This is a genomic window from Methylobacterium fujisawaense (genome assembly GCF_014138435.1).
In the GTDB taxonomy this organism is placed as follows: Bacteria; Pseudomonadota; Alphaproteobacteria; order Rhizobiales; family Beijerinckiaceae; genus Methylobacterium; species Methylobacterium fujisawaense.
The window spans coordinates 1-22742 of the sequence record NZ_JACJIM010000015.1; the positions used below are offsets into that span (position 1 = coordinate 1).

A 22742-nucleotide genomic window follows, 5' to 3' on the forward strand; every position below is an offset into this window, starting at 1 on the left:
CCCATCTCGAACTCGGCCGTTAAACACGCCAGCGCCTATGGTACTGTGTCTCAAGACACGGGAGAGTCGGTCGCCGCCAGACCCGCCCATCGCAAGCACCATTCCCTCGACACGATACAAACGCCCGCAGGCCGCTCTCATGGAGAGCGGCCTGCGGGCGTTTTGTCGTTGGCTTCCGATATCCGGCGACGCCTTACCGCGAAGTCATCTCCCCGCGATCATCCGGTAATCGATCGCCTGCAATCATCCTCACACCGCGCATGGCCCACGGCCCACGCGGACGAAGCCGGTGACGGATCTCGCGCCCTCCGAGTCGTCCGCGCCCCGCTTCGGAACGGGCCGAGGTCCGCGACCTCGGCCCGTTCAGCCCGAGAGGGGAGGGGAGCGACTTGACCATGTTGATGGAGATACGTTCCCCCGACCCACGCGGCGCGCTATGGAACGGGGCCATGCGACTGCTCATCATCGAGGACGATCAGGAAGCGGCGGCCTATCTCGTCAAGGCCTTCCGTGAGACCGGCCATGTCGCCGACAGCGCGCATGACGGCCTCGACGGTTACGCGCTGGCCCGCGAGGGTGACTACGACGTGCTGATCGTCGACCGGATGCTGCCGAAGCTCGATGGCCTGTCGCTGATCCGGTCGTTGCGCGAGCAGAACGTCGCGACCCCGACGCTGATCCTGTCGGCACTCGGGCAGGTCGACGACCGGGTGAAGGGGCTGCGCGCCGGGGGCGACGATTATCTGCCGAAGCCCTATGCCTTCTCGGAACTGCTGGCTCGCACCGAGGCGCTGGCCCGGCGGCAGGCCGGCTCGGGAGCCGCCGAGGAGACGCGCTACCGGATCGGCGACCTGGAACTCGACCGTCTGTCCCATCGGGTGACCCGGGCCGGCCGCGAGATCCCGTTGCAGCCCCGCGAATTCCGTCTTCTCGAATACCTGATGCGGCATGCGGGCCAGGTCGTGACACGCACGATGCTGCTGGAGCATGTCTGGGACTATCACTTCGATCCGCAGACCAACGTCATCGACGTTCACGTCTCGCGCCTGCGCAGCAAGCTCGACAAGGGGTTCGCGTCCCCGATCATCCATACGGTTCGGGGTGCCGGCTATGTCCTGCGCTTCGAGGAGGGCGCCTCCGGGTGAGCGCGGTTCCGGCTGACGCGCTGGTCGCCCGCGAGACGGGGGCTGCGCGCTTCCAGAAGCTGTTCCGCACCACCGCCTTCAAGCTGTCGCTGGCCTATCTGGCGATCTTCGCCCTCTGCGCATTCCTGGCGCTGGGCTACGTCGCTTGGAATGCCCGCGCGGTACTCGACGACCAGATCGTCTCGACGATCGATGCCGAGATCAACGGCCTGTCGGAACAATACAATGCCGGCGGTCTACGGCGGCTGATCACCGTGGTGGAGCGGCGCTCGCGCGAGCCGGGGGCCTCGCTCTATCTCGTGACGACGGCCGGCGGTGACCATGTGGTCGGCAATGTCGGCTACGTGCCCGCCGCCGTGCTGGCGACCCCAGGTCAGACCGAAACGCGCTACGGCCGCAACGAGTCCGATGCCGAGGCGCATCAGGCGATCGTGCGGGTCTTCACCCTGCCGGGCGGATTCCGGCTGCTCGTCGGGCGCGACACCGAAGAGCGCGACCGTCTGCGGGCGGTGATCGGGCGCGCCTTCCTCACCTCGCTCGCCGCCGTCGTGCTCCTCGGCGTGATCGGCGGCTGGCTGGCAGCGAGCCGGGTGCTGCGCCGGGTCGATGCCATGACCCAGACCACCCGCGCGATCATGGCGGGCGATCTCGACGACCGGCTCCCTGTGGCGGGAAACGGCGACGAACTCGACCGCCTCGCGTCGAGCCTCAACCTGATGCTGGAGCGGATCGGCGAGCTGATGCGCGGCATGCGGGAGGTCTCCGACAACATCGCCCACGACCTCAAGACGCCGTTGACTCGCTTGCGCAACCGCGCCGACGAGGCCTTGCGCCGGGCCTCGACGCCGGAGGAATTGCGCGCGGCGCTGGAAGCCGTGATCGACGAAGGCGACGGATTGATCCGGGTGTTCAATGCCCTCCTGATGATCGCGCGGCTCGAAGCCGGGTCTGCCCGGGAGATGCTGGGACCGTTGGATATCGGCCAGACGGTGCGGAGCGTCGGCGAACTCTACGAGGCGGTCGCCGAGGATCAGGGGCTGACGCTCGCGGTGCGCGCGCAGGACGACCTCACCATCGCGGGCAACCGCGAGCTGATCGGGCAGGCCCTCGCCAACCTGATCGACAACGCCTTGAAATATGGGGCCGAATCCGCCGGAGCGGAGGCCAGCGTGACGCTGGAGGCATGGCGCGACGGCGAGACGATCCGCCTTGCCGTGTCCGATCATGGACCGGGCATCCCCGAAGCGGAGCGGGCCCGCGTCCTCGGTCGCTTCGTGCGCCTGGAGGATGCCCGTTCGCGACCGGGCTTCGGGCTGGGCCTCAGCCTCGTCAACGCCGTGGTGCGCCTGCATCACGGGACCCTGCGGCTCTTCGACAACGCCCCAGGGCTGCGGGTCGAGATCGGCCTTCCGGCTTCACCGCGCCCGCAGACGGAAGCCGGTGACATCCTGCCCGCACCGGCATCGGGCGACCCTGTGCCGGCGTCCCCGTCCCGCGCTAGTTAGGTCGCGACCTGTCCCGCTACGACCGCGCCGTCTTTCCATCTGATCGGCAGAGCGCCCGAGTTCCAGGAGGCTCCATGACCCTCAAGACCAAGACCGCCCTCGTCACCGGCTCGACCAGCGGCATCGGACTTGCCATCGCGCGCGCCCTTGCGGCCGAGGGAGCCAACGTCGTGCTCAACGGGTTCGGGGACGCGACCGCCATCGAGGAAACGCGGGCCGGGATCGAAAGCGCCTACGGGGTCAAGGTCCACTATTCGTCCGCCGACATGAGCAAGCCCGAGGCGATCAACGCCATGGTGCGCGAGGCGGAAGACGCTTTCGGATCCGTCGACGTGCTGGTCAACAATGCCGGGATCCAGTTCGTCTCGCCGATCGAGGACTTTCCGGCCGAGAAGTGGGAGCAGATCATCGCGATCAACCTGTCCTCGGCCTTCCACACGATGCATGCGGCAATTCCCGGGATGAAGGCACGCGGCTGGGGCCGGATCATCAACACCGCTTCGGCCCATTCGCTAGTGGCCTCGCCGTTCAAGTCGGCCTACGTGGCGGCCAAGCACGGGATCGCGGGCCTGAGCAAGGCGGCGGCACTGGAACTCGCGCCCCACAAGATCACGGTGAACTGCATCTCGCCCGGTTACGTCTGGACGCCCCTGGTGGAGTCGCAGATTCCCGACACGATGAAGGCCCGCGGTCTGACCAAGGAGCAGGTGATCGAAGACGTGATGCTGAAGGCGCAGCCGACCAAGGAATTCGTCACCGTCGATCAGGTCGCCGCACTGGCGGTGTTCCTGTGCTCCGATGCGGCGAGCCAGATCACCGGCGCCAATATCAGCATGGATGGCGGCTGGACCGCGCAGTAGCGGCGTCCACTGCTGCGTTCCGGAAGGCAGGGCCCGTCACCCGGGGGCTGACACCTTACGTATCGACACCCTCGATATCATGGGCGTTCCGCAGCGGTCAGATCAGCCGCGACGATCGGGCGGAGCCTGTGGGATGGCGGCCCCGCCCGGCTTCAGGTGGGGCCGCTCCTCGGTCAGCGGCGGCCGTGGACCAGCAGGGCGAGGCCGTAGCCCACCGCGCCGGCGATCAGCAGGGCGACCAGGGGATTCTCTTCCACGCGGGCGCCGACGGCGGCACGCCCGTCGCGGAGGTAGGAACCGCTCCGCTCATAGGCCTCACCCGCGATGTCGCCGGCGCGGTCATACGCGTCGCTGGCGACGTCGCCGGCCCGGTCGGCGATGTCGCGCGCCTTGTCCTTCACCTGGCCGTAGACGTTCTGCGCCTCGCCCTGGGCCTCGCGGAACCGACCCTCGACCGAGTCGCGGTTCGAGCCCGCGAAATCTCCGGCCGCGCCCTGAACCTTGCCGACGGCCTCCTTGGCGCCGCCGACGATCCGATCCGTATCCACCATGGCACTCTCCTGGACGTGAGCGCGGCGCCGCGACGCGGGCGTCGCTCGTTACGCCGTCGTCCACCGAACGCGCGAGATGGCGTTTGTGCCCCCGGCCGCCATGAAATTATGCGCGGCCAGCGTTTCCGCGGCAGACGGGACAGGTCAGAGGCCGATCAGCTCGGCGATGGCCGCGGCGCCGGCGGCGGGGGATGTCTCGCCCCGCGCCACACCCGCCTCCGCCTCGGCCGTGCGGCGCCGGACCTCCGGGGACCCGACGAGGCGCTGGTGCAGACGCTCGTCCACTAGCGCCCACATCCACTTCACGTCCTGGGTCCGGCGCTTCGCCTGGATCTCTCCGGTGGCGGTGAGCTTCTCCCGGTGGTCGACGATCTTCGCCCACAGCGCGTCGAGACGCAGATTGTGGAAGCCCGAGATCGTCACCACCGGCGGCGTCCAGGTGGCGGAGGCCGGGGTGAGGATGTGCAACGCCGCACGGTATTCCGAAGCCGCTGCATTGGCCCGCTGCTCGGCCTCGCCAACATCGGCCTTGTTGACCGCGATCATATCGGCGAGTTCGAGGATGCCCTTCTTGATGCCCTGGAGCTCGTCGCCCGCCCCGGGCAGCATCAGCACCAGGAAGAAATCGGTCAGGTCGGCCACCGCCGTCTCCGACTGGCCAACGCCGACCGTCTCGACGAGGATCACGTCGAAGCCCGCGGCCTCGCAGAGAAGCATGGTCTCGCGAGTCTTGGCCGCCACGCCGCCGAGCGTTCCGGAGGACGGGGAGGGGCGGATGAAGGCGTTGGGATCGTGCGACAGCCGCGCCATCCGGGTCTTGTCGCCCAGGATCGAGCCGCCGGTCCGGGAAGAGGACGGATCGACCGCCAGCACCGCCACCTTGTGGCCGGCTTCGGTCAGGTTCGAGCCCAGGGCGTCGATGGTGGTCGACTTGCCGACGCCGGGCACGCCGGTGATCCCGACGCGGATCGCCCGACCGGTTTCCGGCAGAACCGAATCGATGAGATCCGCCGCCAGGGCCCGGTGATCGGCGCGCTTGGACTCGGCCAGCGTGATGGCCCGGGCCAGCGCGGCGCGGTCGCCGCGCAGCAGGCGCTCGCGAAGGCTCTGAATGTCGATGGACGGCGTCATGGTCCCTTCATGGCCGCGGCGACGGCTGCCGTCGAGGGGGAGGGCACCGGCACCGGGGGATGGGCCGGCTGTGGCCCGTCCACCACAAGCCCGGTCATGCCCGCTATTCACGCCGACCTGCCGTGATCGTGCCCCGCGATGGTCACGATCCTGGGCGACGGAGGGCACCCCGCCCGAGCGCAACCGGATCATGTCGAGCCAGATCGTCTCACGTCGCGTCCTTCTCCGGTTCGGAGCTCTCGCGGGCGCCGCGGGTCTCGCCCCGTCGCTCGGCGCCTGCGTCACCGACGATCTCGGGACCGGCGCGGCCTTGCCCGAAAAGCAATCGGCCCTCGACGTCATGCCGGTGTTGCTGGTCGCCACGACCCGCAAGCCCGTGGGCAATCCGCCCCGACCGCCTTATTTCAGCAGCGACCGCGGCCGCGGCCTGAGCTTCGCGGAGGTGCGCCTGTCGCCGCCCGACCGCTCGCTCCTCGGCAAGGTCTCGTCCGTCATCACCGGCGACTGGACGATCGGCGCGGTGCCGAAATTCGAGACGGGATCCGGTGCCGCCACAGCCTTCTCGCAGGCGGCCCTCGGGCGGGACGTGCTGATCTACGTCCACGGCTACCGCGAATCGTTCGAATCGGCCGCGATCAGCGCGGCCAGGCTCTCGGACGGCATCCGCTTCGGCGGCGTCTCCGGCCTGTTCACGTGGCCGTCGGCGGCGGCGACCCTCGATTACAATTACGATCGCGAGAGCGCCCTCTGGTCGCGCGACGCCTTCGAGGACCTGCTCAAGGCGCTGGCCGCCTCGCCGAGCGGCGGCCGCATCAACATCGTCGCGCACTCGATGGGCACGCTCCTCACGCTCGAGACCCTGCGCTTGCTCCGCGCCGAGGCCGGCGAGGCCGCGATGGCGCGGATCGGAGCCGTGGTGCTGGCCGCACCCGACATCGATTTCGACCTGTTCTCCAACGGCGTCGCCCGCCTCGGACCCGACGTCTCGAAGATCACGGTGATCTCCTCCACCAACGACCGGGCGCTCGAACTCTCCGCCGCCCTGGCGGGGGGCGTGCGGGCGGGCGCGGCCGATCGCGCCAAGCTCGAGGCACTCGGCGTGCGCGTCGCCGACGCCTCCGATTACGGCGGCGGCCTGATCAACCACGACCTGTTCCTCTCGAATCCGGATGTGCAGGGGGTGGTCAAGCGCGCCATCGCCCGGGGCGCCGGGGTGTAGGCGCGCGGCGCTCACCCCATCCGGGTCGTCATGCTCTGTGGCGGCAGGGGTTCCTCCGGCAGGATCGGCGCGTCGCCGGAGGCGTCCAGATGGTCGATCCGGTCGGCCCAGACCCGGAAGCCCACGAGGGGATTCGGTCCGAACGTGTGGGTCAGCGGCACATCTGCGGCGTCGCGGCCGTAGGCGACCATGACCCGGCCGATCCGCGGGGCGTTGTTGCGCGGGTCGAACACGTGCCAGCGCCCGCCGAGATAGACCTCCATCCAGGCGGCGAAATCGCCCGCCGGGTGCGGCTCGGGCTCGCCGATGAAGCTGACATAACCGGTACAGTAGCGGGTCGGGATGTTCAGCGCGCGACAGAAGGCCACGGCCAGGTGGGTGAAGTCCCGGCAGACGCCGCGGCGACCCGCATAGGCATCCTGCGCCGTGCGGTCGCCGTGAGCGAATTCGTAGCCGAACGCGATGTGGTCGTGCACGAAATCGCAGACCGCCTGCACCCGGCTCCAGCCGGGCTCGGTATGGCCGAACAAGCGCCACGCCTCGTCGGCCAGCAGATCCGATTCGCAGTACCGGCTGGGCAGCAGGAACACGATGGTTTCGGCCGGCAGGTCCTCGATCGCGTGCTGCTTGGCCTCCGGGTGCACCGGGTCCGGGCGCCCGTCATCGTCGATCACTGCGTCCGTGCCGATCGTGAAGCTCCCGGCCGGCGCGCTCAGCCGCGCGCACAGGTTGCCGAAACCGTCGCGATAGAGGTCGACCGGCACGGGCGGCTCGGTGCGCAGCGTGTCGGGGGCCTCCAGGGCGCCCGCCCGGGTGGGATGCACGTTCAGCATGACCACCATCGGTACGGGATAGGGGAAGGCATAGCGCATCTCGCAGCCGAGCCTGATCCGCATCCGCGGTGATCCTTCTTCGCGTCCGAGTTTCATCGCCACCGCTGCCCCGCAGGATCCGCGCCATGGCTTTCGGGCCGGTGGAGGCGGGATGGGCTTGGCGGCCGTCCGGTTCACCCCTACAGCATCCGCGCGCGGCGCTCATGGCTGCCGGGGGGAGCATCCGTGATTCTTCCCGGGGCAGCGCGTCGCACCCGTGGGTCAGCCTGCTGAATGGGCGCGCCTGAGGACGGTTACGAGAAGGATGCCGGCCATGTTCACGCTCGAGATCGACGGCACCGCCGTTGCGGTGATCAACAGCGACGAGGCGTCCGCCAAGGACCTCTTCACCTGTGACGGATTCAAGGAAGACATCCGGACCATGACGACGGGCGGCAAGCCGCTCTGGAACGGCACGTCGCCGCTCAAGGTCCGGGCGGCCACCGAGGACGAGGTCGAGATCTTCGAGGACGCGCTGGCAGAGGACGACGGCGAGGGCGATTTCGTCGACGATCCCCATCACACCGAGACCGATTCGGACGACGCCGATGAGGCCGACATCGTCTTCTTGGTGGATATCGACGAGGACGAGGATGAGGCCGATGCCTGAGCGCGGCTGAACCCGAGCGCCTCCCGGGTTGTTTCCGATCCGAATCGGATTCAATCCCGGGAGGTTGGCATGGCTGACAGCAGACGGATCGTCGACGCACTGGTGCGTTCCAGGAGCGGCGGTCTAGCCGCCGGCGCGGCCCTCGGAGGCTTGGCGCTGATCGGCAGCCTCGCCTACCGGGCCTTGCGCGGTGCCCCACCGCCCGAGTCGGGCGGCCCGGACTTCACCGAGATCGATGAGGACGAAGCCCGGCTGATGCTGCGGGCCATGGTGGCGGCCACGACGGCCGACGGCATGGTCGACGCGGCCGAGCGGAAGCGCCTCGATACGGCCGTCGCGGATGCGGGCCTCGATCCCGACGGGCGATCCTGGCTCGATCGGGAGCTCGCGGATCCCGCCGACGTCGACGAGATCGCCGAGCGGGTCGCAAGCCCCGATGCGGCGGCGCGGATCTTCGCGGCGGCGCGGCTCGCCATCGATCCCGATACGCTCCAGGAGCGTCAATTCCTGAAGATGCTGGCCGAGGCCCTCGATCTTCCCGCCGACGCGATCGACCGGGTCGAGCGCAACATCGCGGCCTGACCAGCAACCGGACGGGCGCGGGGAACTCCCATTGCCGCCGAGCTTCATGCTAGGCTTCCGGTCGGGAACGGGTCCGGACTGGCCCTTCGCGGGAGGACGGGACATTTCATGTCGGGACTGTCAGTGCCTGCGCGCGGGCGCGTCTGGCGGAGCGCCTGTGCCTTGGTCGGTGCGATGCTGATCGGCGGCGGAACCGCCCGTGCCACCGAACCGGCCGCCGGCCCCCTGACCATTGCCGAGCAGGGCAGTTTCTTCGTCGGCGGCCGTGACGTTCAGTCCGACACGCTGTCGACGCTGCCGGCCTACGCACCGTCCGGCACGATCAGCGTCGACCAGATCTATGTCCGCTATCAGGTTCCGGTGACGACCGGACGGCCGCCTCTGGTGCTGATCCACGGCTGCTGCCTCACCGGCAAGACCTGGGAGACGACGCCGGACGGACGCATGGGCTGGGACGAGTACTTCGTCCGGCGCGGCTTCCCGACCTACGTGATCGATCAGGCCTGGCGCGGTCGCTCGGCAGCGAGCCCGGCCCAGATCAACGCGGTGAAGATGGGGCGGGCCGACCCGAACGCGCTGCCGCCGGTCTTCTCGGCCGGGCGCGAGCCGGCCTGGGCGATCTTCCGGTTCGGGCCGGAATACCCGAAGGTGTTTCCCGACATGCAGTTCCCCCTGGAGGCCCAGGGCGAGTTCTGGAAGCAGATGGTCCCGGACTGGTCGGCCGCCCTCCCGGTGCCGAACCCCACTGTGCCGGCCCTGTCGGAACTGGCCAAGAAGCTTAAAGGTGCGGTGCTGATCTCCCACTCTCAATCGGGGATCTACCCGTTCCAGACCGCGTCCCTCGACCGGTCGGGCATCCGCGCCATCGTCGCCATCGAGCCGGCCGCGTGCCCGGACCCGGCGAAGGACGATCTCGCGCCCTACAGGGACCTGCCGATCCTCGTCCTCTTCGGCGATTACGTCGACGCCTCGCCCCGCTGGGCGCCGCGGCTCAAGCAGTGCCGCAGCTTCGTGGCGGCGGCGAATGCCGCGGGCGGCCGGGCGGAGCTGATCCTGCTGCCGGAGATCGGCATCCACGGCAATTCGCACATGCTGATGCAGGACAAGAACAGCCTCGATATCGCCGATTGGCTGGCGGGCTGGATCGACAAGCGGGCCCCCGGCAAGTCGTAGGGAAGCCCGGTCAGGATACCCGGTCGATCCCACCCGTCGCCGCGCCTGCGGCAGCGGGCCTCAGGGGGGGCAGGAATCATCGAGGGATCCGGAAGCGCCTTCAGGCCTCCCCCGCGCTTCGGCGCCTCAGGGTGAGGGCGCGACGAGGGGCTTTTCCGACCCGTCGGAAAGTCAGGCCGGCTTCTGCTTGCTGAGGAACGTGCCCATCCGGTCCAATGCACGTCGGATGTTCTCGGCCGAGTTGGCATAGGACAGACGGATGTAGCCCTCGCCGTGGACGCCGAAATCCGGGCCGCCGATCACCGCGACGCCCGCTTCTTCCAGAAGGGCCGACGCCAGCGCCTTCGCCTTCCAGCCGGTCCGGGAGATATTCGGGAAGGCGTAGAACGCGCCCTTGGGCGCGATGCACGACACGCCCGGCAAGGCGTTCAGACCGTCCACCACGATCGTCCGGCGCCGGTCGAATTCGGCGACCATCTCGGTCACGCAGTCCTGGGGGCCGTCCAGCGCCGCGATGCCGGCCCACTGGGTCGCCGCGTTGACGCAGGAATGCGCGTTGACGGCGAGCTTGCGGGCCGCGTCGTAGAGCGGCTTCGGCCAGACCGACCAGCCGAGGCGCCAACCGGTCATCGCGTAGGTCTTCGACGCGCCGTCGAGGTAGACGAGCCGGTCGCGGATCTCGGGATACTTGAGCAGCGAGTGATGGGTCTCGCCGTCGTAGGTCATGGTGCCGTAGATCTCGTCCGACAGCACGGCGACGTCGGGGTGCTCGGCCAGGCCCTTCACCAGGGCGTCGATCTCGGCTTTCGGTGTCACGCCGCCCGTCGGGTTGGCGGGTGAGTTGACGATCAGCAGCCGGGTCTTCGGCGTGATCAGCGCCAGGGTCTCGGTCGCCGAGAAGGCGAAACCGTTCTCCTCGCGGATCGGCACGGGGACCGGCGTCGCGCCCGTGAACTCGATCATCGAGCGGTAGATCGGGAAGCCGGGGTCCGGATACAGGATCTCGGTTCCGGGCGCGCCGAACATCAGGATCGCCATGAACATGGTGACCTTGCCGCCGGGCACGATCATCACGGATTCGGGGGAGACCTCGACGCCGTGGCGGCGATGGATGTCGCGGGCCACCGCCTCGCGCAGCGGCGGAATGCCCACCGCCGGCGTGTAGCCGTGGTGGCCGTCGCGCAGGGCCTTGATGCCCGCCTCGACCACGTGGGCGGGGGTCGGCATGTCCGGCTGGCCGATACCGAGGTTGATCACGTCCCGGCCCTGCGCGGCGAGGGCTTGGGCGCGGGCCAGCACCGCGAAGGCGTTTTCCTCGCCGATACGCGAGAAGGCCGGGACCACCTGCAGCATCGCGCCCTCCGGGCGGTGGGATCTCAGTGCTTGGACCGCTCGGAGAGCTTCATCGCACCGAACGACATCGCCACCGCGATCGCGCCCAGGATCACGAAGGTCTTCACGGAGGCGTAGAACAGGTCCGGGTTGATGCCTTCGTCGGTGTAGAGCACGAGCCCGATGGCCGCGAGCGGCAGCGAGAGCAGGATGAAGAGCGGGACGAGCGGGTTCATGTGCGGCACTCGAAATCCGGCGCGCGGCTGACCGCGGCCCTGGGAAAACGACCCTGCATATCACCGTGCTGCGAAGGTTGGGACCCCGGAATCGGCAGTTTTTCGCCGGCTCGTCCGAACGCTCATGGATGTGCAATCATTTGGCGCGAGAGTATCGCCTCTCAAAGGCGGGCATGTATGCGTCGGGCATCGGTCAGTGGGAATGGGAAGGGCACGGGGGCTTCGGACCCCGCGACCTCCGGCGTCGACATGCTGGTCCTCCATATCGGGAAGCTGCTGCGCCACCCCGCCTACCGGCGTGAATCGATCGTGAGCGCCCTCCTGCTGCGCCACCTGCCGCACGATGCCGGCTACGCGTGGCACGGCGAGGCGAGCCTGCGCACCCGGCTCGTCGGCGCCGGCCTCGACGAGGCCAGCCTCGATCATCTCATCCGGAATGTGCAGGCCGAGCACCTGCGCCTGCGCCGGCCCGCCGATGCCTGATCCGGCCTAGGCCGGAACCCGGACGGTGGCCCGCAGGCCCCCCAGGGGGCTGTCGTGCAGGGTGATGTCGCCGCCATGGGCGCGGGCGATGTCCCGCGCGATCGAGAGGCCCAGCCCGGAGCCGCCGGCGTCCTGGCGGGCGTCGTCGAGCCGCAGGAACGGCTTGAACACGTCCTCGCGGCTCTCGGCCGGAATGCCCGGCCCGTCGTCGTCGATGGAGACGAAGAAGGTCCGGGCCTCCAGTCGGCCGGAGATCGCCACCGTCTCGCCGTAGCGCACGGCGTTGGCCGCGAGGTTGAACAGGCAACGCCGGAAGGCGCCCGGACGGACCGTGACCTCGGGCGTGCCGACGAGCTCCACGGCGGAGACATGGGCGCCGAGGCGCTCCACGTCGGTCCGCAGGTCCTCCAGCAGGGCGCGCATGTCCGTGGGCGTCGCGGGCTCGGCCGAGTCGCCCCGCGCGAAGGCGAGGTAGCCCTCCAGCATCCGGCTCATCTCATCCACGTCGCGGCTGAGATCCTCGATCTCGCTGGTCTGCTCGACCAGTGCCAGGGACAGGCGGAAGCGGGTGAGGATGGTGCGCAGGTCGTGGCTGACGCCGTTCAGCATCGTCGTGCGCTGCTCCATCGCCCGCTCGATCCGCCGCTTCATCTCGATGAAGGCGTGACCGGCTTGGCGCACCTCGCGGGCGCCGCGCGGCCGGAACTCGATCTCCCGGCCCTTGCCGAAGCCCTCCGCCACCGCGGCGAGGCGGAGGATGGGCTTGATCTGGTTGCGCAGGAACAGGATCGCGACCCCGAGCAGCACCAGCGAGGAGCCGATCATCCAGACGAGGAAGATGTGCGAATTCGACGCGTAGGCTTGGCTGCGCCGCGCGGTGATGCGCATCACGCCGTCGGGGATCGCCACCCGGATCTCGATCAGGTTGGAGCGGCCGACCGTGTCGATCCAGAAGGGCCGGCGGATCTGGCGCTTGATCTCGTCCGAGAGGGCCTCGTCGAGGATCGAGAAGAACGGGCGCGGGCCCGGCGGCGGGAGCTTGGCCCCCTTGAGGATGTCGAGGTCGAGGTTCAGCCGCTCCCCGGCGATGCGCGAGAGGGTCTCGGCATCCTTGTCCTGCGGGTAGCTCTCGTAGATGTCGATCAAGGCGGCCACGTCTGCGGTCACCGCCGCCGACAGGCGCTTGGTCACGAGCTGCCAGTGCCGCTCCATGAAGGTGTAGGCGATCACCGACTGGAGCAGGACGACCGGCGCGATGATGATGATCAGCGAACGGGCGTAGAGGCCTTTCGGCAGGACGTCGCCGATCGCCCGGCTGATGCGCCGCCACAGGCGGTGCGGCGCGGAGCGCGGCGGCGGATCCTTGCGCAGCCTGCGCGCCAGAGCGGGATCGGGGGCGTTCACGTCACCCGGAGCACGCGCCGCTCCCTCCCGCGAAAGCAGGGGCGGGTCGTCTGGCATGAACTCCGTTCGACGGTGGCGGACATGGTCTGAGCGGGAACGCTTGGCCGGCCTGTTATCGCATCCGCGCCGGGATCGGCCAAGGCGCGCGCACGGCCACAGGCCCGGTGCCCCGGGCGGTGGGCATGGTGTGCGAGTCGGAGGGCGCCTTGCACGGCGGCGCGTGGGCCATACCTGTGGGAAGCGGGGGGCACCCGCCGGCCGAAAGTCCACGAGGCCATGCTCAGCACCGATACAGACATCCTCTCCGCCGCCCAGTCCTGGCGGCGCGACGGTCGCGCCGTGGCGCTTGCCACCGTGATCGAGACCTGGGGCTCGGCGCCCCGGCCCGTGGGCAGCCACCTCGCGGTCGACGGCGACGGCAACTTCCTCGGCTCCGTCTCGGGAGGCTGCGTCGAGGGCGCGGTCATCACCGAGGCCCTCGAGGTGATCGAGGCCGGCACGCCGCGCGTCCTCGAATTCGGCGTCGCGGACGAGACGGCCTGGCGGGCCGGCCTGTCCTGCGGCGGGCGGATCCGGGTCTTCGTCGAGCGGGTCGACTGATGCGCAGCGACATCCTTGCGGCGCTGAACGACGAGCGCGCGGCCCGCCGCGCCGCGATCCTCGTCACCGACATCGCCGACGGCGCGCAGCGCCTCGTGCGCGAGTCGGACCTCGCCGTCGACCCCCTGGCCGACGTCCTGGCGAAACACCTTGCGTCCGGCAAGAGCGGCCTCGTCGAGGCTGACGGGCGGACCCTGTTCCTCACCGTGCAGGTGCCGCCGGTGCGGCTCGTGGTCGTCGGCGCCGTCCACATTTCGCAGGCCATGGCGCCGATGGCGGCCGGGCTCGACCTCGCGCTCACGGTGATCGACCCCCGCACCGCATTCGCCACGCCGGAGCGTTTCCCGGGCATCGCGCTGGTCGCCGAGTGGCCGGACGCCGCCCTCGGCACAACCGTCCCGGTGCTGGATCGCTACTGCGCCCTCGCAGCCCTGACCCACGATCCCAAGATCGACGATCCTGCGCTGAAGGCGGCCCTGGCGGCCGAGTGCTTCTACGTGGGCGCCCTCGGCTCCCGGAAGACCCACGCGGCCCGCGTCGCGCGGCTCACCGAGGCGGGGTTCACGCCCGCGCAGATCGGCCGGATCCACGCACCGATCGGGCTTCCGATCGGCGCCGTCAGTCCCGCCGAGATCGCGCTGGCCGTGCTCGCCGAGGTGGTGGCGTGCCTGCGCCGTGCGCCCCGTTCGGAGGTCGCGTGAGGTTCGGGACCGTCCCGCTCGCCGAGGCGGGCGGACTGATCAGCGCGCATACGGTCCGGCGGGCTGACATCACCCTGCGCAAGGGGGCGGTGATCGGCCCGGAGGAGGCCGCCGGTCTCGCGCGGACCGGCCTCTCGGAGATCGTGGTGGCCGCTCTGGAGCCTGGCGATGTCGGCGAGGACGAGGCGGCCGCGCGGCTCGCCGGCTGTCTTCGCGGGTCGAACCTGCGTGTCGAGTCGCCGTTCACCGGCCGCTGCAACCTGTTCGCCGAGAGGCCCGGGGTGCTGACGCTCGACCCGACCCGGATCGAGGCCGTCAACGCCGTCGACGAGGCGGTGACGGTGGCGACGCTGCCGCGCTTCCGGCCGGTGATCGAGGGCGAAATGATCGCCACCGTGAAGATCATCCCCTACGCCGTGCCGGGCGCCGTGCTGGCCCGCGCCTGTGCGGCGGCCGGAGCCGACGCGCTGGCGGTGGCGACCTATCGCCGCCGCCGTGTGGGCGTGGTCTCGACGCGGCTGCCGAGCCTCAAGGAGGCCACCATCGACAAGACGCTCCGGGTTCTGGCCGAACGTCTCGCCCCCACGGGCGCCGCGATCGTCGCCGAAGCCCGGATCCCCCACACCGACGACGCCGTGGCTGCTGCGGTGACCGATCTCATCGATAGAGCCGGGGCGGACCTTGTGGTTGTGTTCGGTGCCTCGGCCATCGCCGACCGCCGCGACGTCATCCCGGCCGGAATCGAGGCGGCCGGCGGGCATGTCGCCCACCTCGGCATGCCGGTCGATCCCGGCAACCTGCTCCTTGTCGGTGCCCGGGGCGACGTGCCGGTAGTCGGCGCCCCGGGCTGCGCGCGCTCGCCGAAGGAGAACGGATTCGACTGGATTCTGCACCGTCTGCTCGCAGATCTGGCCGTAACCCGCGCCGACATCGTCGCCCTCGGTGTCGGCGGTCTGTTGATGGAGATCGTCTCGCGTCCGCAGCCCCGCGCCGGCGGCGCGGTGACAGGGGACGCGCGCGATCCGGCGACAGACGATTGAGGCGGGAGAGGATCTCGGGGATGCCGGAGGTCGGCACGGTTCTGCTCGCCGCGGGCCTCGGCAGCCGGTTCGGCTCCGCGCCGAAGCTGCTCGCCCCCCTCGACGGCAAGCCGCTGGTGCGCCACGCGGCGGAGGCTGCCCTCGAGGCTGGTCCCCGCCCTGTGGTGGTCGTGCTGGGCGCGCACGCGGAGGCGGTCCGCGCGACGCTGGCCGGGCTGGACCTGATCCGGATCGAGAATCCGGATTACCGTACCGGATTGGCATCCTCGCTGCGCGCCGGTCTCGCGGCGTTGCCACCCTGCTGCACGGGCGCCGTGATCGTGCTGGGCGACATGCCGCGGGTGACGGCCGCCCATATCGACCGTCTCGTGAGCGCCTTCACGGAGGCCGCGGCGACTCCTGCTGCCGTGGTGCCGGTGCAGGACGGGCGGCGCGGCAATCCCGTACTGCTCAACCTGCGTCGTCTCGGGGAGGAGATCGGCCGCCTCGCCGGCGACCACGGGGCCGGACCGCTGCTCAGGGGGCGGCCCGACGTGCTGGAGATCCCAGGTGATACGGCCACCGCCCTCGACATCGACACGCCGGCCGGGCTCGCCGCCCTGAGCCGTGGTCCGGCCTGAGCCATCGGCGCCCTCGGTGTGGGACGGATCGCGCTGACGGCCGTCCGTGCCTGCGGTCGATCCGGCGGCGCGCCGCCTATCCCTGTCGCGCGGTCGTGGGTCGGGTTTCTGCGCTCGCCCCGACGGTGCGCCCGCGCCCTGCCTTGGCCTCGGCCCGGCATCGGTCGGAGCAGTAGCGGACCTCGTCCCAGACGCGCGCCCACTTCTTGCGCCACGCGAACGGGCGGCCGCACTGGGCACAGACCTTCTCGGGCAGGTCACCCTTGCGGCGCATCGGCGGCATCGTCTCTCCTCGCGTCCTATCCCGGCCGGCGCAGGTCCTGGCCCGGAGCGGCGGCACCGCGGCGGCGCGCATCCAGGAGGTGCGCCAATCCGAGCATGACCGCGAGCCCGCCGAGATTGACCGCGATCTGCAGCGGCCATGTGGCGTCGAAGGTCCGATAGAGAATGCGGCCGATGAGCGCCGCCAGGCATCCGGCTGCGAAGATCTCGAGCGAGTGCCGGCCGCAGGCATCGATCAGGCGCAGCCGCCGCCACCGGCTGAGACGCGCCACCGCGGGTATGCTGAACAGCAGGTAGGCCAGGGCCAGCATGTTGATCAGGCGCAGGGGGCCGACATGGCTCTTGTCGGGGACCCCGATCGACAGCGGCCGGAGGTCCGGCAGCCCCCATTCCGCCCAGGAGCCGCCCTGGAAGAAGGCGAAGGCGAGATAGGCCGAGGCCATGGCGACGGCCCAGCCACGCCACGGCAGCAATCCGTCCTGGGCCTGGACCCAGACGGCGAGGGCCGCTCCGAGCACGAACAGGAATTGCCACGCGAAGGGATTGAAGTACCAGCCCTCATCGACCGCCGCGGCGTTCGGCAGGTTCAGCTGATGATCGACGTTGGCGGCAACCCACAGGGTCGCCGACAGCGCCAGGACGCCCCAGATCCCGCGCCGCATCCCGAGATAGATCAGCGGGAACAGTGCCAGAAGCAGAATGTAGAGCGGCAGAATATCGAGGTAATTCGGGAGCGCGTTCAGCGCGAGGCCGCGCAGCAGGCCCGGCAGCAGCCCCATCTGCAGCAGGGGCGCGACGCCGAACCGCGGCGTGAGACCGGTGATGTCCATCCAGATCCGGACGATGACCAGGGTCGCCAAAAGCAGCCCCGCCTGGAACAGGTAGATGCGCAGACAGCGCTGCGCGATGCGCACCAGCGCCGTCCGGACGCCGGCTCGGCGGAAGAGGCCGCCATAGGCGATCATCGAGGAATAGCCGGCGAGCAGAACGAAGATCTCGGCCGCATCCGAGAATCCGAAATTGTGCAGCGTCAGCAGGGCCGGCGCGTTGCGCGGGATGTGGTCGACGAAGATCGTCAGCAGCGCCAGCCCGCGCACCACGTCGACCCGCGCGTCACGGACGGGCTTCGTGGACCGCGTGCCGGCTTCCGGCGCGGGGATCGTCCGCTGCTTCGTGGCAGCGGGCCGCTCAAGATCGTCGACGCGCGTCACTCAGTTCATCACCGCGGCGGTCTCCGACCGGATGTGGGATACGGCAGAGTCCGCAGTGCAACAATAGCGCGCCTGCGGTGCGCGGCTGCGCCGATCACGCGCCTGTGTTCGGCCCGGCGCAGGGATCCGTCGCCCTGATGGTCCGACGCTCCGCGGAGCGCCTCGAGCCTCTCGCATCGTGGCCGAGCCCGGTATAGAGGCGGTGGGCGATCCCGGCTTCTCGCCCGCCATCGGGAGGGCCAAGGCCCGGGGCGCGCTACAGGGCAAGGTTCAGGGCAACGGCCATGCGCGTCCTCGTCACCGGAGCCGGAGACTATCTCGGCCGCCGCCTGCTCGAGGCGCTGCACAGGGGACTCCCGCCCGGCAGCTCCATCCTCGGCCTGGATCGGGCTCCGCAACCGCCCCTCGGCGGCGTGTCGCTGAGAGCCGTCGATCCGTTCGATGCCCACGAACTCGCCGAGACGATCGCCGCCTTCGACCCCACCATCGTGTTCCACTTGGCGGCGCTGGCGTCCGTGGCCCAGTCGAGCGAGACACCGTCCTATGCCTGGCGGGCCGAACTGCTCGGCACGCTGAACCTGGCCGAGGCGGTGGCGAAGACCCGCGCGGCCCTGGTGTTCCTCAGCTCGACCGTCGTCTACGGGGAGGCGTTCCGCGAGCAGGCACGTCCGGACGAGACCGTGACGCCGCGTCCCGACACCATCTCGGGCCGAACCAAGAACGCCTGCGAGTACATCCTGCGCGATGTCCTGGCGAATGCCGGCGTCAAGCATCTGGTGCTGCGACCATCGAACTACATCGGTGCGGGTCAGAGTGAGACGTTCGTGGTCGCCTCCTTCGCGGGGCAGATCGCCCGTATCGAGCGAGGCTTGGTGCCCCCGAGCCTGGAGGTTGGCGACCTCTCCGCCGGGCGCGATTTCGTCGACGTGGCCGATGTCACCGCGGCGTGCCTGCGCGTGATCGGACAGATCGACGACCTTCCGAATGGCGGAATCTTCAACGTGGGATCGGGAGTCGTGACGCCGGTCGCCGAGATCCTGGAGATGTTCCGCGGCATGACGGGCGCACGCTTCACCCTTCGGGTCTCGCCCGATCGGGTCCGGGCGGCGGGCGTGCGCAGCGAGGGCTGTGATTCCACGGCCTTCGCAACCGCCACCGGATGGACTCCAGCCATCCCGCTCTCGCGGAGCCTGTCCACGATTCTGTCGGAGGCCCGGGCGCGACTCGGATGAGGGCATATCGGGCGGCCGGCCGTCGAGGCCGTCCCGGTCCCCGGGGTGGCACGCTCCGGCTCTGCAAGCGCTCCGGGAGCTTGCGCATCCGCCTTTCCCCCCGGGCGCAGGGGGGCACGACATCCGATCTCCCGATCGCTCCGTCATTCTGCAGCGCCGGAGCGCCGCAGAGGCTTTGAACCGGGGGCAGGGACCGCGCGACCGGCCGATGGATTCCTCCCGGCCGTGTTCAGAGCGTACCCGGGCGAGGTCCAGGGCTGGACCTCGCCCGTCAACGGCTATTCGGTTCCGGTTTCGCCGTTACGGCCCCGGAACGACGGGGCCGGTCCTCAGCGCGAGAACCGCTTGTACTTGATCTTCTTCGGCATGATCGAATCCGCTCCGAGTCGGCGCACCTTGTCGGCTTCGTATTCGGAGAAGTTGCCCTCGAACCATTCCACGTGGCTGTCGCCCTCGAAGGCGAGGATGTGCGTCGCGATGCGGTTCAGGAACCAGCGATCGTGGCTGATGATGACGGCGCAGCCGGCGTAGTCCTCCAGCGCATCCTCGAGGGCGCGCAGGGTCTCCATGTCGAGGTCGTTGGTCGGCTCGTCGAGGAGCAGCACATTGGCGCCGCCCTTCAGGGTCCGCGCGAGGTGCACCCGGTTGCGCTCGCCGCCCGAGAGCGTGCCGACCTTCTTCTGCTGGTCGGGCCCCTTGAAGGCGAAGGCCGCGCAATAGGCACGCGAATTGATTTCGCGCTTGTTGAAATAGATGATGTCGTTGCCGCCCGAGACCTCCTGCCAGACCGTGGCGTTCGGATCGAGGGCGTCGCGGGACTGGTCGACGTAGCCGAGCTTCACCGTCTCGCCGATGTCGATCTTCCCGTTGTCGGGCTTCTCCTGGCCGGTGATCATCTTGAACAGCGTGGTCTTGCCGGCGCCGTTCGGGCCGATCACCCCGACGATGCCGCCCGGCGGCAGCTTGAACGACAGATCCTCGATCAGCAGCCGGTCGCCGAACGCCTTGCTGAGATGCTCGAACTCGATGACGTTGTTGCCGAGCCGCTCGTCGATCGGAATGACGATCTGGGCCGCGGCATCGATCTTCTGCGCCTGCTTGGCCACCAGCTCCTCGTAGCGGGTGATGCGGGCCTTCGACTTGGACTGGCGCGCCTTCGGGGAGGCGGCGATCCACTCCTGCTCGCGGGCGATGGAGCGCTGCCGGGCCATGTCCTCACGGCCCTCCTGCTCCAGGCGCTTCTGCTTCTGGACCAGCCACGCCGAATAGTTGCCCTCGTACGGGATGCCCTTTCCGCGATCGAGCTCCAGGATCCAGCTCGTGACGTTGTCGAGGAAGTAGCGATCGTGGGTCACGATCAGGATCGCGCCGGGATACTGGCGCAGGTGGCCCTCCAGCCAGTTCACCGTCTCGGCGTCGAGGTGGTTGGTCGGCTCGTCGAGGAGGAGCAGTTCCGGCTCCCACAGGAGGAGGCGGCACAGGGCGATGCGGCGCCGCTCGCCGCCCGACAGGGTGGCCACCGGCTGCTCGTCGCTCGGGCAGCCCAGGGCCTCCATGGCCTGATCGACCTTCGAATCAAGCTCCCAGAGACCTAGCGACTCGATCCGGTCCTGGAGCTCGGTCATCTCGTCGGCCGTCTCCTCCGAGTAGTTCATGGCGAGTTCGTTGTAGCGGTCGAGCATGGCCTGCTTCTCGGCCACGCCCTCCATCACGTTCTCGCGGACGGTCTTGTTCGGATCGAGCTGGGGCTCCTGCGGCAGATAGCCGACGCGCGCACCCTGCGCGACCCAGCCGTCACCGGTGTATTCCTTGTCGAGGCCCGCCATGATCTTGAGCAGCGTCGACTTGCCGGCGCCGTTGATGCCCAGGACGCCGATCTTGGCGTCCGGGTAGAACGACAGGTTGACGTTATCCAGGACCTTCTTGCCGCCGGTATAGGCCTTGGTCAGGCCCCGCATGTGGTAGATGAATTCGCGAGCCATCGCGGATCGTCCTCGGCGCGTTGTTCGGGACTGCGCGGATCGTGCCAGCGGCACGGGTCAGGCACGGGGCATCAGTCCCCGTCCTGGACGCGCGTCCCTAAGATATAGGAATGACCCTGTCGGAGTATCAGGCCCGCCGGGAAGCGGCAAGGACGGCCCGGCCGTCGCCGGGCGCCGATCTCTCAGGCGAACGGGTTCTTCACCGATCGCGGCGGCGCGTCCGGCGCCTCCGCCACCGCTTCGGGCAGATCGGAGGCCTCCAGGGTCTTCACGATCGCGTCCAGCGTCTTCCGGAGAAGCCGGGCCTGCTCCAGCCCGGTCCTGTCGCGGGTGATGTCGAGGGATCCGTGCAGGGCGATCCGGTCCGTGCCGTTCTCGAAGCTCAAGCTGCCGATGGTGCGCACGCCGGCATCGTCCGCGAAGGGCGTGAAGGCTTTCGGATCTTCCGTCGCGCCTCCGGAGGCGCGTTGCGTGTCCTTGGGCATGGGTCCTCTCAGAAGAACGAACGCAGCAGGTCGCGCAGGAATTTCCGCGCCGCTCGGGCCAGCTCGCGCTCCAGCCATTCCTGCCAGGTCTGCTCGTGCCGGGGCCGGCGCTCGTCCGCGCGGGCGGAGGCCTGGGGATCCGGGAGGCTCATCGCGGTCGCGCGAGCCGCTTGCGGCAGGCCGGGAAAGACGTCGATGCCGGATTCCCGGCGCAGATCGTCGATCGACAGCACGCGCCAATCCTTCGAATCGTCGTTCCGGGCGAGGTATGCTCCGGCCTCGCCGCTGGCCGGATCGTAGAGGGCCTTGAACAAGTGGGTCGGGACGAGCACGCCGCCCTTGATCTGCTGCACCGCGTCGCCGGAGAAGATCACCCCGGTGACCACGAAGAGCGCACCGCGCCGGCTGGTCAGGCGCCGGGTGCCCTCCTCGATATCGGCCCAGAGCCCCCGGTTCAGGACCCGGTTCTGCGGCGTGATGTTGGCGAGGCTGAACGACTCGGCCTGGGCGCTTGCCGTCGGCATGTCGCCGGCCGGCGCGAGATGGCCCCGGTCGAACCCACTGCGGACATAATCCTCAAGGGCGGCGCGCTGGTCTTCCGGCAGGCGCGCCTCTTCGTGGAAGGAATCGTCGCGTGCCACCGCGCGGGCCGCGGCGATGCTGGCGCGGGTGAGGTGCTCGGCGGCGTAGAGGGGCGTGCGGGTCACGCCGGAATGCAGCACCGCGAAGGCCTCGAAGCACAGGGGGGTCGCCCGAACGGCGAGCTTCGGATTGGTGAGGACGGGCATCCGCCCATCGGCGAACAGCCCCGGACAGGCATCCTGGGCGCCGACCGGAACCGATCCGAGCGCGAGAACCAGGGCCGTGGCGATGAGAGCCGGCGCGCGCATCACCAGCAGACGCGGACCCGGCGCACACCCTCCGGGGTCGGGCGATCCCGCCAGGCGCAGGGCCGGCCGAGGGTGCCGTTGAACGGGCGGACATCGCGGTCCGGGCCGCCCGGGGCGACCCGGGCCGGGCACTTGCCCAGGAAGTTGCACGCGAAGTCGAGATTGCCGTCCAGCGGCCGCGCCGCGGCGTAAGCTTGACCGTAAACCGTAATCGCGAGCGCGAGCAGGATTGTGCACAGACGAGCCGGATTCAAAGGCGAACCTCTTGTGGCGTTAAGGGCACGTGATTCAAAAAAGCGACGGCCCGACATTGATCGCGCCGCCTTTCATCCGTACCTGGCACTATCATGACAGCGGCGGACGGGCGGGTTCTAGCATGAACGCGTGCTCCCGGGGTGCTGGCGTTGCGGTTGCCACGGGCCCGTGACGGAGCCGTCGCCATATTCGAACGAACGGATGCGACCATTGGCACTCTCCCCTGAGCAATCGGCGTTGCTGGACCGTGTCCCGAATCCTGCGGCGCTGCGGCGTCTTCCGGAATCGGATCTTCCGGCTGTTGCGGAGGCGGTGCGCGCCGAGATGATCGACGCGGTGTC

25 protein-coding genes and 1 rRNA gene are annotated in these 22742 nt (G+C 69.5%); 14 read left to right on the forward strand and 12 right to left on the reverse strand.

The genetic code is table 11. The features are described 5' to 3' along the window. The 4 genes from rrf to GGQ91_RS27635 form a co-directional block, all read left to right on the forward strand. A 5S ribosomal RNA gene (gene rrf / locus GGQ91_RS28675) occupies positions 1-82 on the forward strand; the annotation flags it as partial. 367 nt (positions 83-449) lie between these two features. Further along, positions 450-1145 (forward strand): response regulator transcription factor, encoded by a 696-nt coding sequence (locus tag GGQ91_RS27625; RefSeq protein ID WP_043354572.1) that lies wholly within the window; start codon positions 450-452, stop codon positions 1143-1145. Continuing rightward, positions 1142-2650, forward strand: a complete 1509-nt coding sequence (locus GGQ91_RS27630) for a sensor histidine kinase (RefSeq protein WP_051044949.1) — start codon at positions 1142-1144, stop codon at positions 2648-2650. Before GGQ91_RS27625 ends, GGQ91_RS27630 begins: the two co-directional genes overlap by 4 nt. A 74-nt stretch (positions 2651-2724) precedes the next feature. Further along, positions 2725-3510 (forward strand): 3-hydroxybutyrate dehydrogenase, encoded by a 786-nt coding sequence (locus GGQ91_RS27635; RefSeq protein WP_043354574.1) that lies wholly within the window; start codon positions 2725-2727, stop codon positions 3508-3510. 173 nt (positions 3511-3683) lie between these two features. Here the strand turns inward: GGQ91_RS27635 and GGQ91_RS27640 are convergent, their stop codons facing one another. Together GGQ91_RS27640 and meaB are read right to left on the reverse strand one after the other, a co-directional pair. Further along, positions 3684-4061, reverse strand: coding sequence for a CsbD family protein (locus GGQ91_RS27640; RefSeq protein WP_043354576.1), 378 nt, complete (start codon positions 4059-4061; stop codon positions 3684-3686). A gap of 144 nt (positions 4062-4205) precedes the next feature. Further along, complete coding sequence (gene meaB, locus GGQ91_RS27645) at positions 4206-5192, reverse strand: methylmalonyl Co-A mutase-associated GTPase MeaB (protein WP_043387707.1); 987 nt, start codon at positions 5190-5192, stop codon at positions 4206-4208. Between the two features lie 190 nt (positions 5193-5382). On the opposite strand from meaB, the gene GGQ91_RS27650 reads away from it, so the two are divergent. Then, positions 5383-6411: an alpha/beta hydrolase gene (locus GGQ91_RS27650; RefSeq protein WP_043354580.1), complete on the forward strand. Its 1029-nt coding sequence runs from the start codon at positions 5383-5385 to the stop codon at positions 6409-6411. A gap of 11 nt (positions 6412-6422) precedes the next feature. On the opposite strand, the gene GGQ91_RS27655 is transcribed toward GGQ91_RS27650, so the two are convergent. Next, entirely contained in the window at positions 6423-7307 is an 885-nt protein-coding gene (locus tag GGQ91_RS27655; protein ID WP_043387706.1) for a transglutaminase-like domain-containing protein, read from the reverse strand. 250 nt (positions 7308-7557) lie between these two features. Here GGQ91_RS27655 and GGQ91_RS27660 point away from each other — a divergent pair, with 250 nt between their 5' ends. From GGQ91_RS27660 to GGQ91_RS27670, 3 genes are all read left to right on the forward strand, one after another. After that, a complete protein-coding gene (locus tag GGQ91_RS27660; protein WP_043387705.1) occupies positions 7558-7893 on the forward strand; it encodes a hypothetical protein in 336 nt (111 codons plus the stop codon). A 69-nt stretch (positions 7894-7962) separates the two neighbouring features. Further along, complete coding sequence (locus tag GGQ91_RS27665; RefSeq protein WP_043387704.1) at positions 7963-8475, forward strand: DUF533 domain-containing protein; 513 nt, start codon at positions 7963-7965, stop codon at positions 8473-8475. 108 nt (positions 8476-8583) lie between these two features. After that, positions 8584-9648 (forward strand): alpha/beta hydrolase family protein, encoded by a 1065-nt coding sequence (locus GGQ91_RS27670; protein ID WP_182593291.1) that lies wholly within the window; start codon positions 8584-8586, stop codon positions 9646-9648. 171 nt (positions 9649-9819) lie between these two features. Here GGQ91_RS27670 and GGQ91_RS27675 read toward each other — a convergent pair whose 3' ends face one another. Together GGQ91_RS27675 and GGQ91_RS27680 are read right to left on the reverse strand one after the other, a co-directional pair. Then, the gene (locus GGQ91_RS27675) at positions 9820-11001 is read right to left on the reverse strand and encodes a pyridoxal phosphate-dependent aminotransferase (protein WP_182593292.1); all 1182 of its coding nucleotides are present in this window, start codon (positions 10999-11001) and stop codon (positions 9820-9822) included. 23 nt (positions 11002-11024) lie between these two features. Then, complete coding sequence (locus GGQ91_RS27680; protein WP_043354407.1) at positions 11025-11216, reverse strand: hypothetical protein; 192 nt, start codon at positions 11214-11216, stop codon at positions 11025-11027. Positions 11217-11465: 249 nt separating this feature from the next. Between GGQ91_RS27680 and GGQ91_RS27685 the strand changes: the two genes are divergently transcribed. Further along, positions 11466-11699, forward strand: a complete 234-nt coding sequence (locus GGQ91_RS27685; protein WP_236952712.1) for a hypothetical protein — start codon at positions 11466-11468, stop codon at positions 11697-11699. A 6-nt stretch (positions 11700-11705) separates the two neighbouring features. Here GGQ91_RS27685 and GGQ91_RS27690 read toward each other — a convergent pair whose 3' ends face one another. After that, on the reverse strand, positions 11706-13103 hold the full coding sequence (locus GGQ91_RS27690; protein ID WP_043354403.1) for an ATP-binding protein: 1398 nt from the start codon (positions 13101-13103) through the stop codon (positions 11706-11708). Between the two features lie 276 nt (positions 13104-13379). Between GGQ91_RS27690 and GGQ91_RS27695 the strand changes: the two genes are divergently transcribed. Genes GGQ91_RS27695 through GGQ91_RS27710 form a run of 4 tightly spaced genes read left to right on the forward strand, consistent with a single transcriptional unit; the run spans position 13380 to position 16064 of the window. Continuing rightward, positions 13380-13703, forward strand: a complete 324-nt coding sequence (locus tag GGQ91_RS27695) for an XdhC family protein (protein ID WP_043354401.1) — start codon at positions 13380-13382, stop codon at positions 13701-13703. Beyond that, positions 13703-14404, forward strand: coding sequence for an XdhC family protein (locus GGQ91_RS27700; RefSeq protein ID WP_043758821.1), 702 nt, complete (start codon positions 13703-13705; stop codon positions 14402-14404). The genes GGQ91_RS27695 and GGQ91_RS27700 overlap by 1 nt, the downstream gene beginning before the upstream one ends. Continuing rightward, positions 14401-15444, forward strand: coding sequence for a molybdopterin-binding protein (locus GGQ91_RS27705; protein ID WP_043758820.1), 1044 nt, complete (start codon positions 14401-14403; stop codon positions 15442-15444). Before GGQ91_RS27700 ends, GGQ91_RS27705 begins: the two co-directional genes overlap by 4 nt. A 20-nt stretch (positions 15445-15464) precedes the next feature. Next, positions 15465-16064 (forward strand): nucleotidyltransferase family protein, encoded by a 600-nt coding sequence (locus tag GGQ91_RS27710; protein ID WP_043758818.1) that lies wholly within the window; start codon positions 15465-15467, stop codon positions 16062-16064. 76 nt (positions 16065-16140) lie between these two features. Here the strand turns inward: GGQ91_RS27710 and GGQ91_RS27715 are convergent, their stop codons facing one another. Both GGQ91_RS27715 and GGQ91_RS27720 read right to left on the reverse strand, forming a co-directional pair. After that, positions 16141-16347, reverse strand: coding sequence for a DUF2256 domain-containing protein (locus tag GGQ91_RS27715; RefSeq protein ID WP_179697045.1), 207 nt, complete (start codon positions 16345-16347; stop codon positions 16141-16143). A 16-nt stretch (positions 16348-16363) separates the two neighbouring features. Further along, positions 16364-17557 carry an OpgC domain-containing protein gene (locus GGQ91_RS27720; RefSeq protein WP_182593293.1) on the reverse strand — a complete coding sequence of 398 codons (1194 nt, stop codon included), beginning with the start codon at positions 17555-17557 and terminating at the stop codon, positions 16364-16366. Positions 17558-17841: 284 nt separating this feature from the next. Between GGQ91_RS27720 and GGQ91_RS27725 the strand changes: the two genes are divergently transcribed. Beyond that, the gene (locus tag GGQ91_RS27725) at positions 17842-18789 is read left to right on the forward strand and encodes an NAD-dependent epimerase/dehydratase family protein (RefSeq protein WP_182593294.1); all 948 of its coding nucleotides are present in this window, start codon (positions 17842-17844) and stop codon (positions 18787-18789) included. Between the two features lie 329 nt (positions 18790-19118). Here GGQ91_RS27725 and ettA read toward each other — a convergent pair whose 3' ends face one another. From ettA to GGQ91_RS27745, 4 genes are all read right to left on the reverse strand, one after another. Then, complete coding sequence (gene ettA, locus GGQ91_RS27730) at positions 19119-20771, reverse strand: energy-dependent translational throttle protein EttA (RefSeq protein ID WP_043354390.1); 1653 nt, start codon at positions 20769-20771, stop codon at positions 19119-19121. A 182-nt stretch (positions 20772-20953) separates the two neighbouring features. Continuing rightward, the gene (locus GGQ91_RS27735; protein WP_043758810.1) at positions 20954-21256 is read right to left on the reverse strand and encodes a hypothetical protein; all 303 of its coding nucleotides are present in this window, start codon (positions 21254-21256) and stop codon (positions 20954-20956) included. A gap of 8 nt (positions 21257-21264) precedes the next feature. After that, positions 21265-22146 (reverse strand): DNA/RNA non-specific endonuclease, encoded by an 882-nt coding sequence (locus GGQ91_RS27740; protein ID WP_078947301.1) that lies wholly within the window; start codon positions 22144-22146, stop codon positions 21265-21267. Next, on the reverse strand, positions 22146-22400 hold the full coding sequence (locus GGQ91_RS27745; protein WP_043387694.1) for a hypothetical protein: 255 nt from the start codon (positions 22398-22400) through the stop codon (positions 22146-22148). Before GGQ91_RS27745 ends, GGQ91_RS27740 begins: the two co-directional genes overlap by 1 nt. Between the last annotated feature and the right edge of the window lie 342 nt (positions 22401-22742).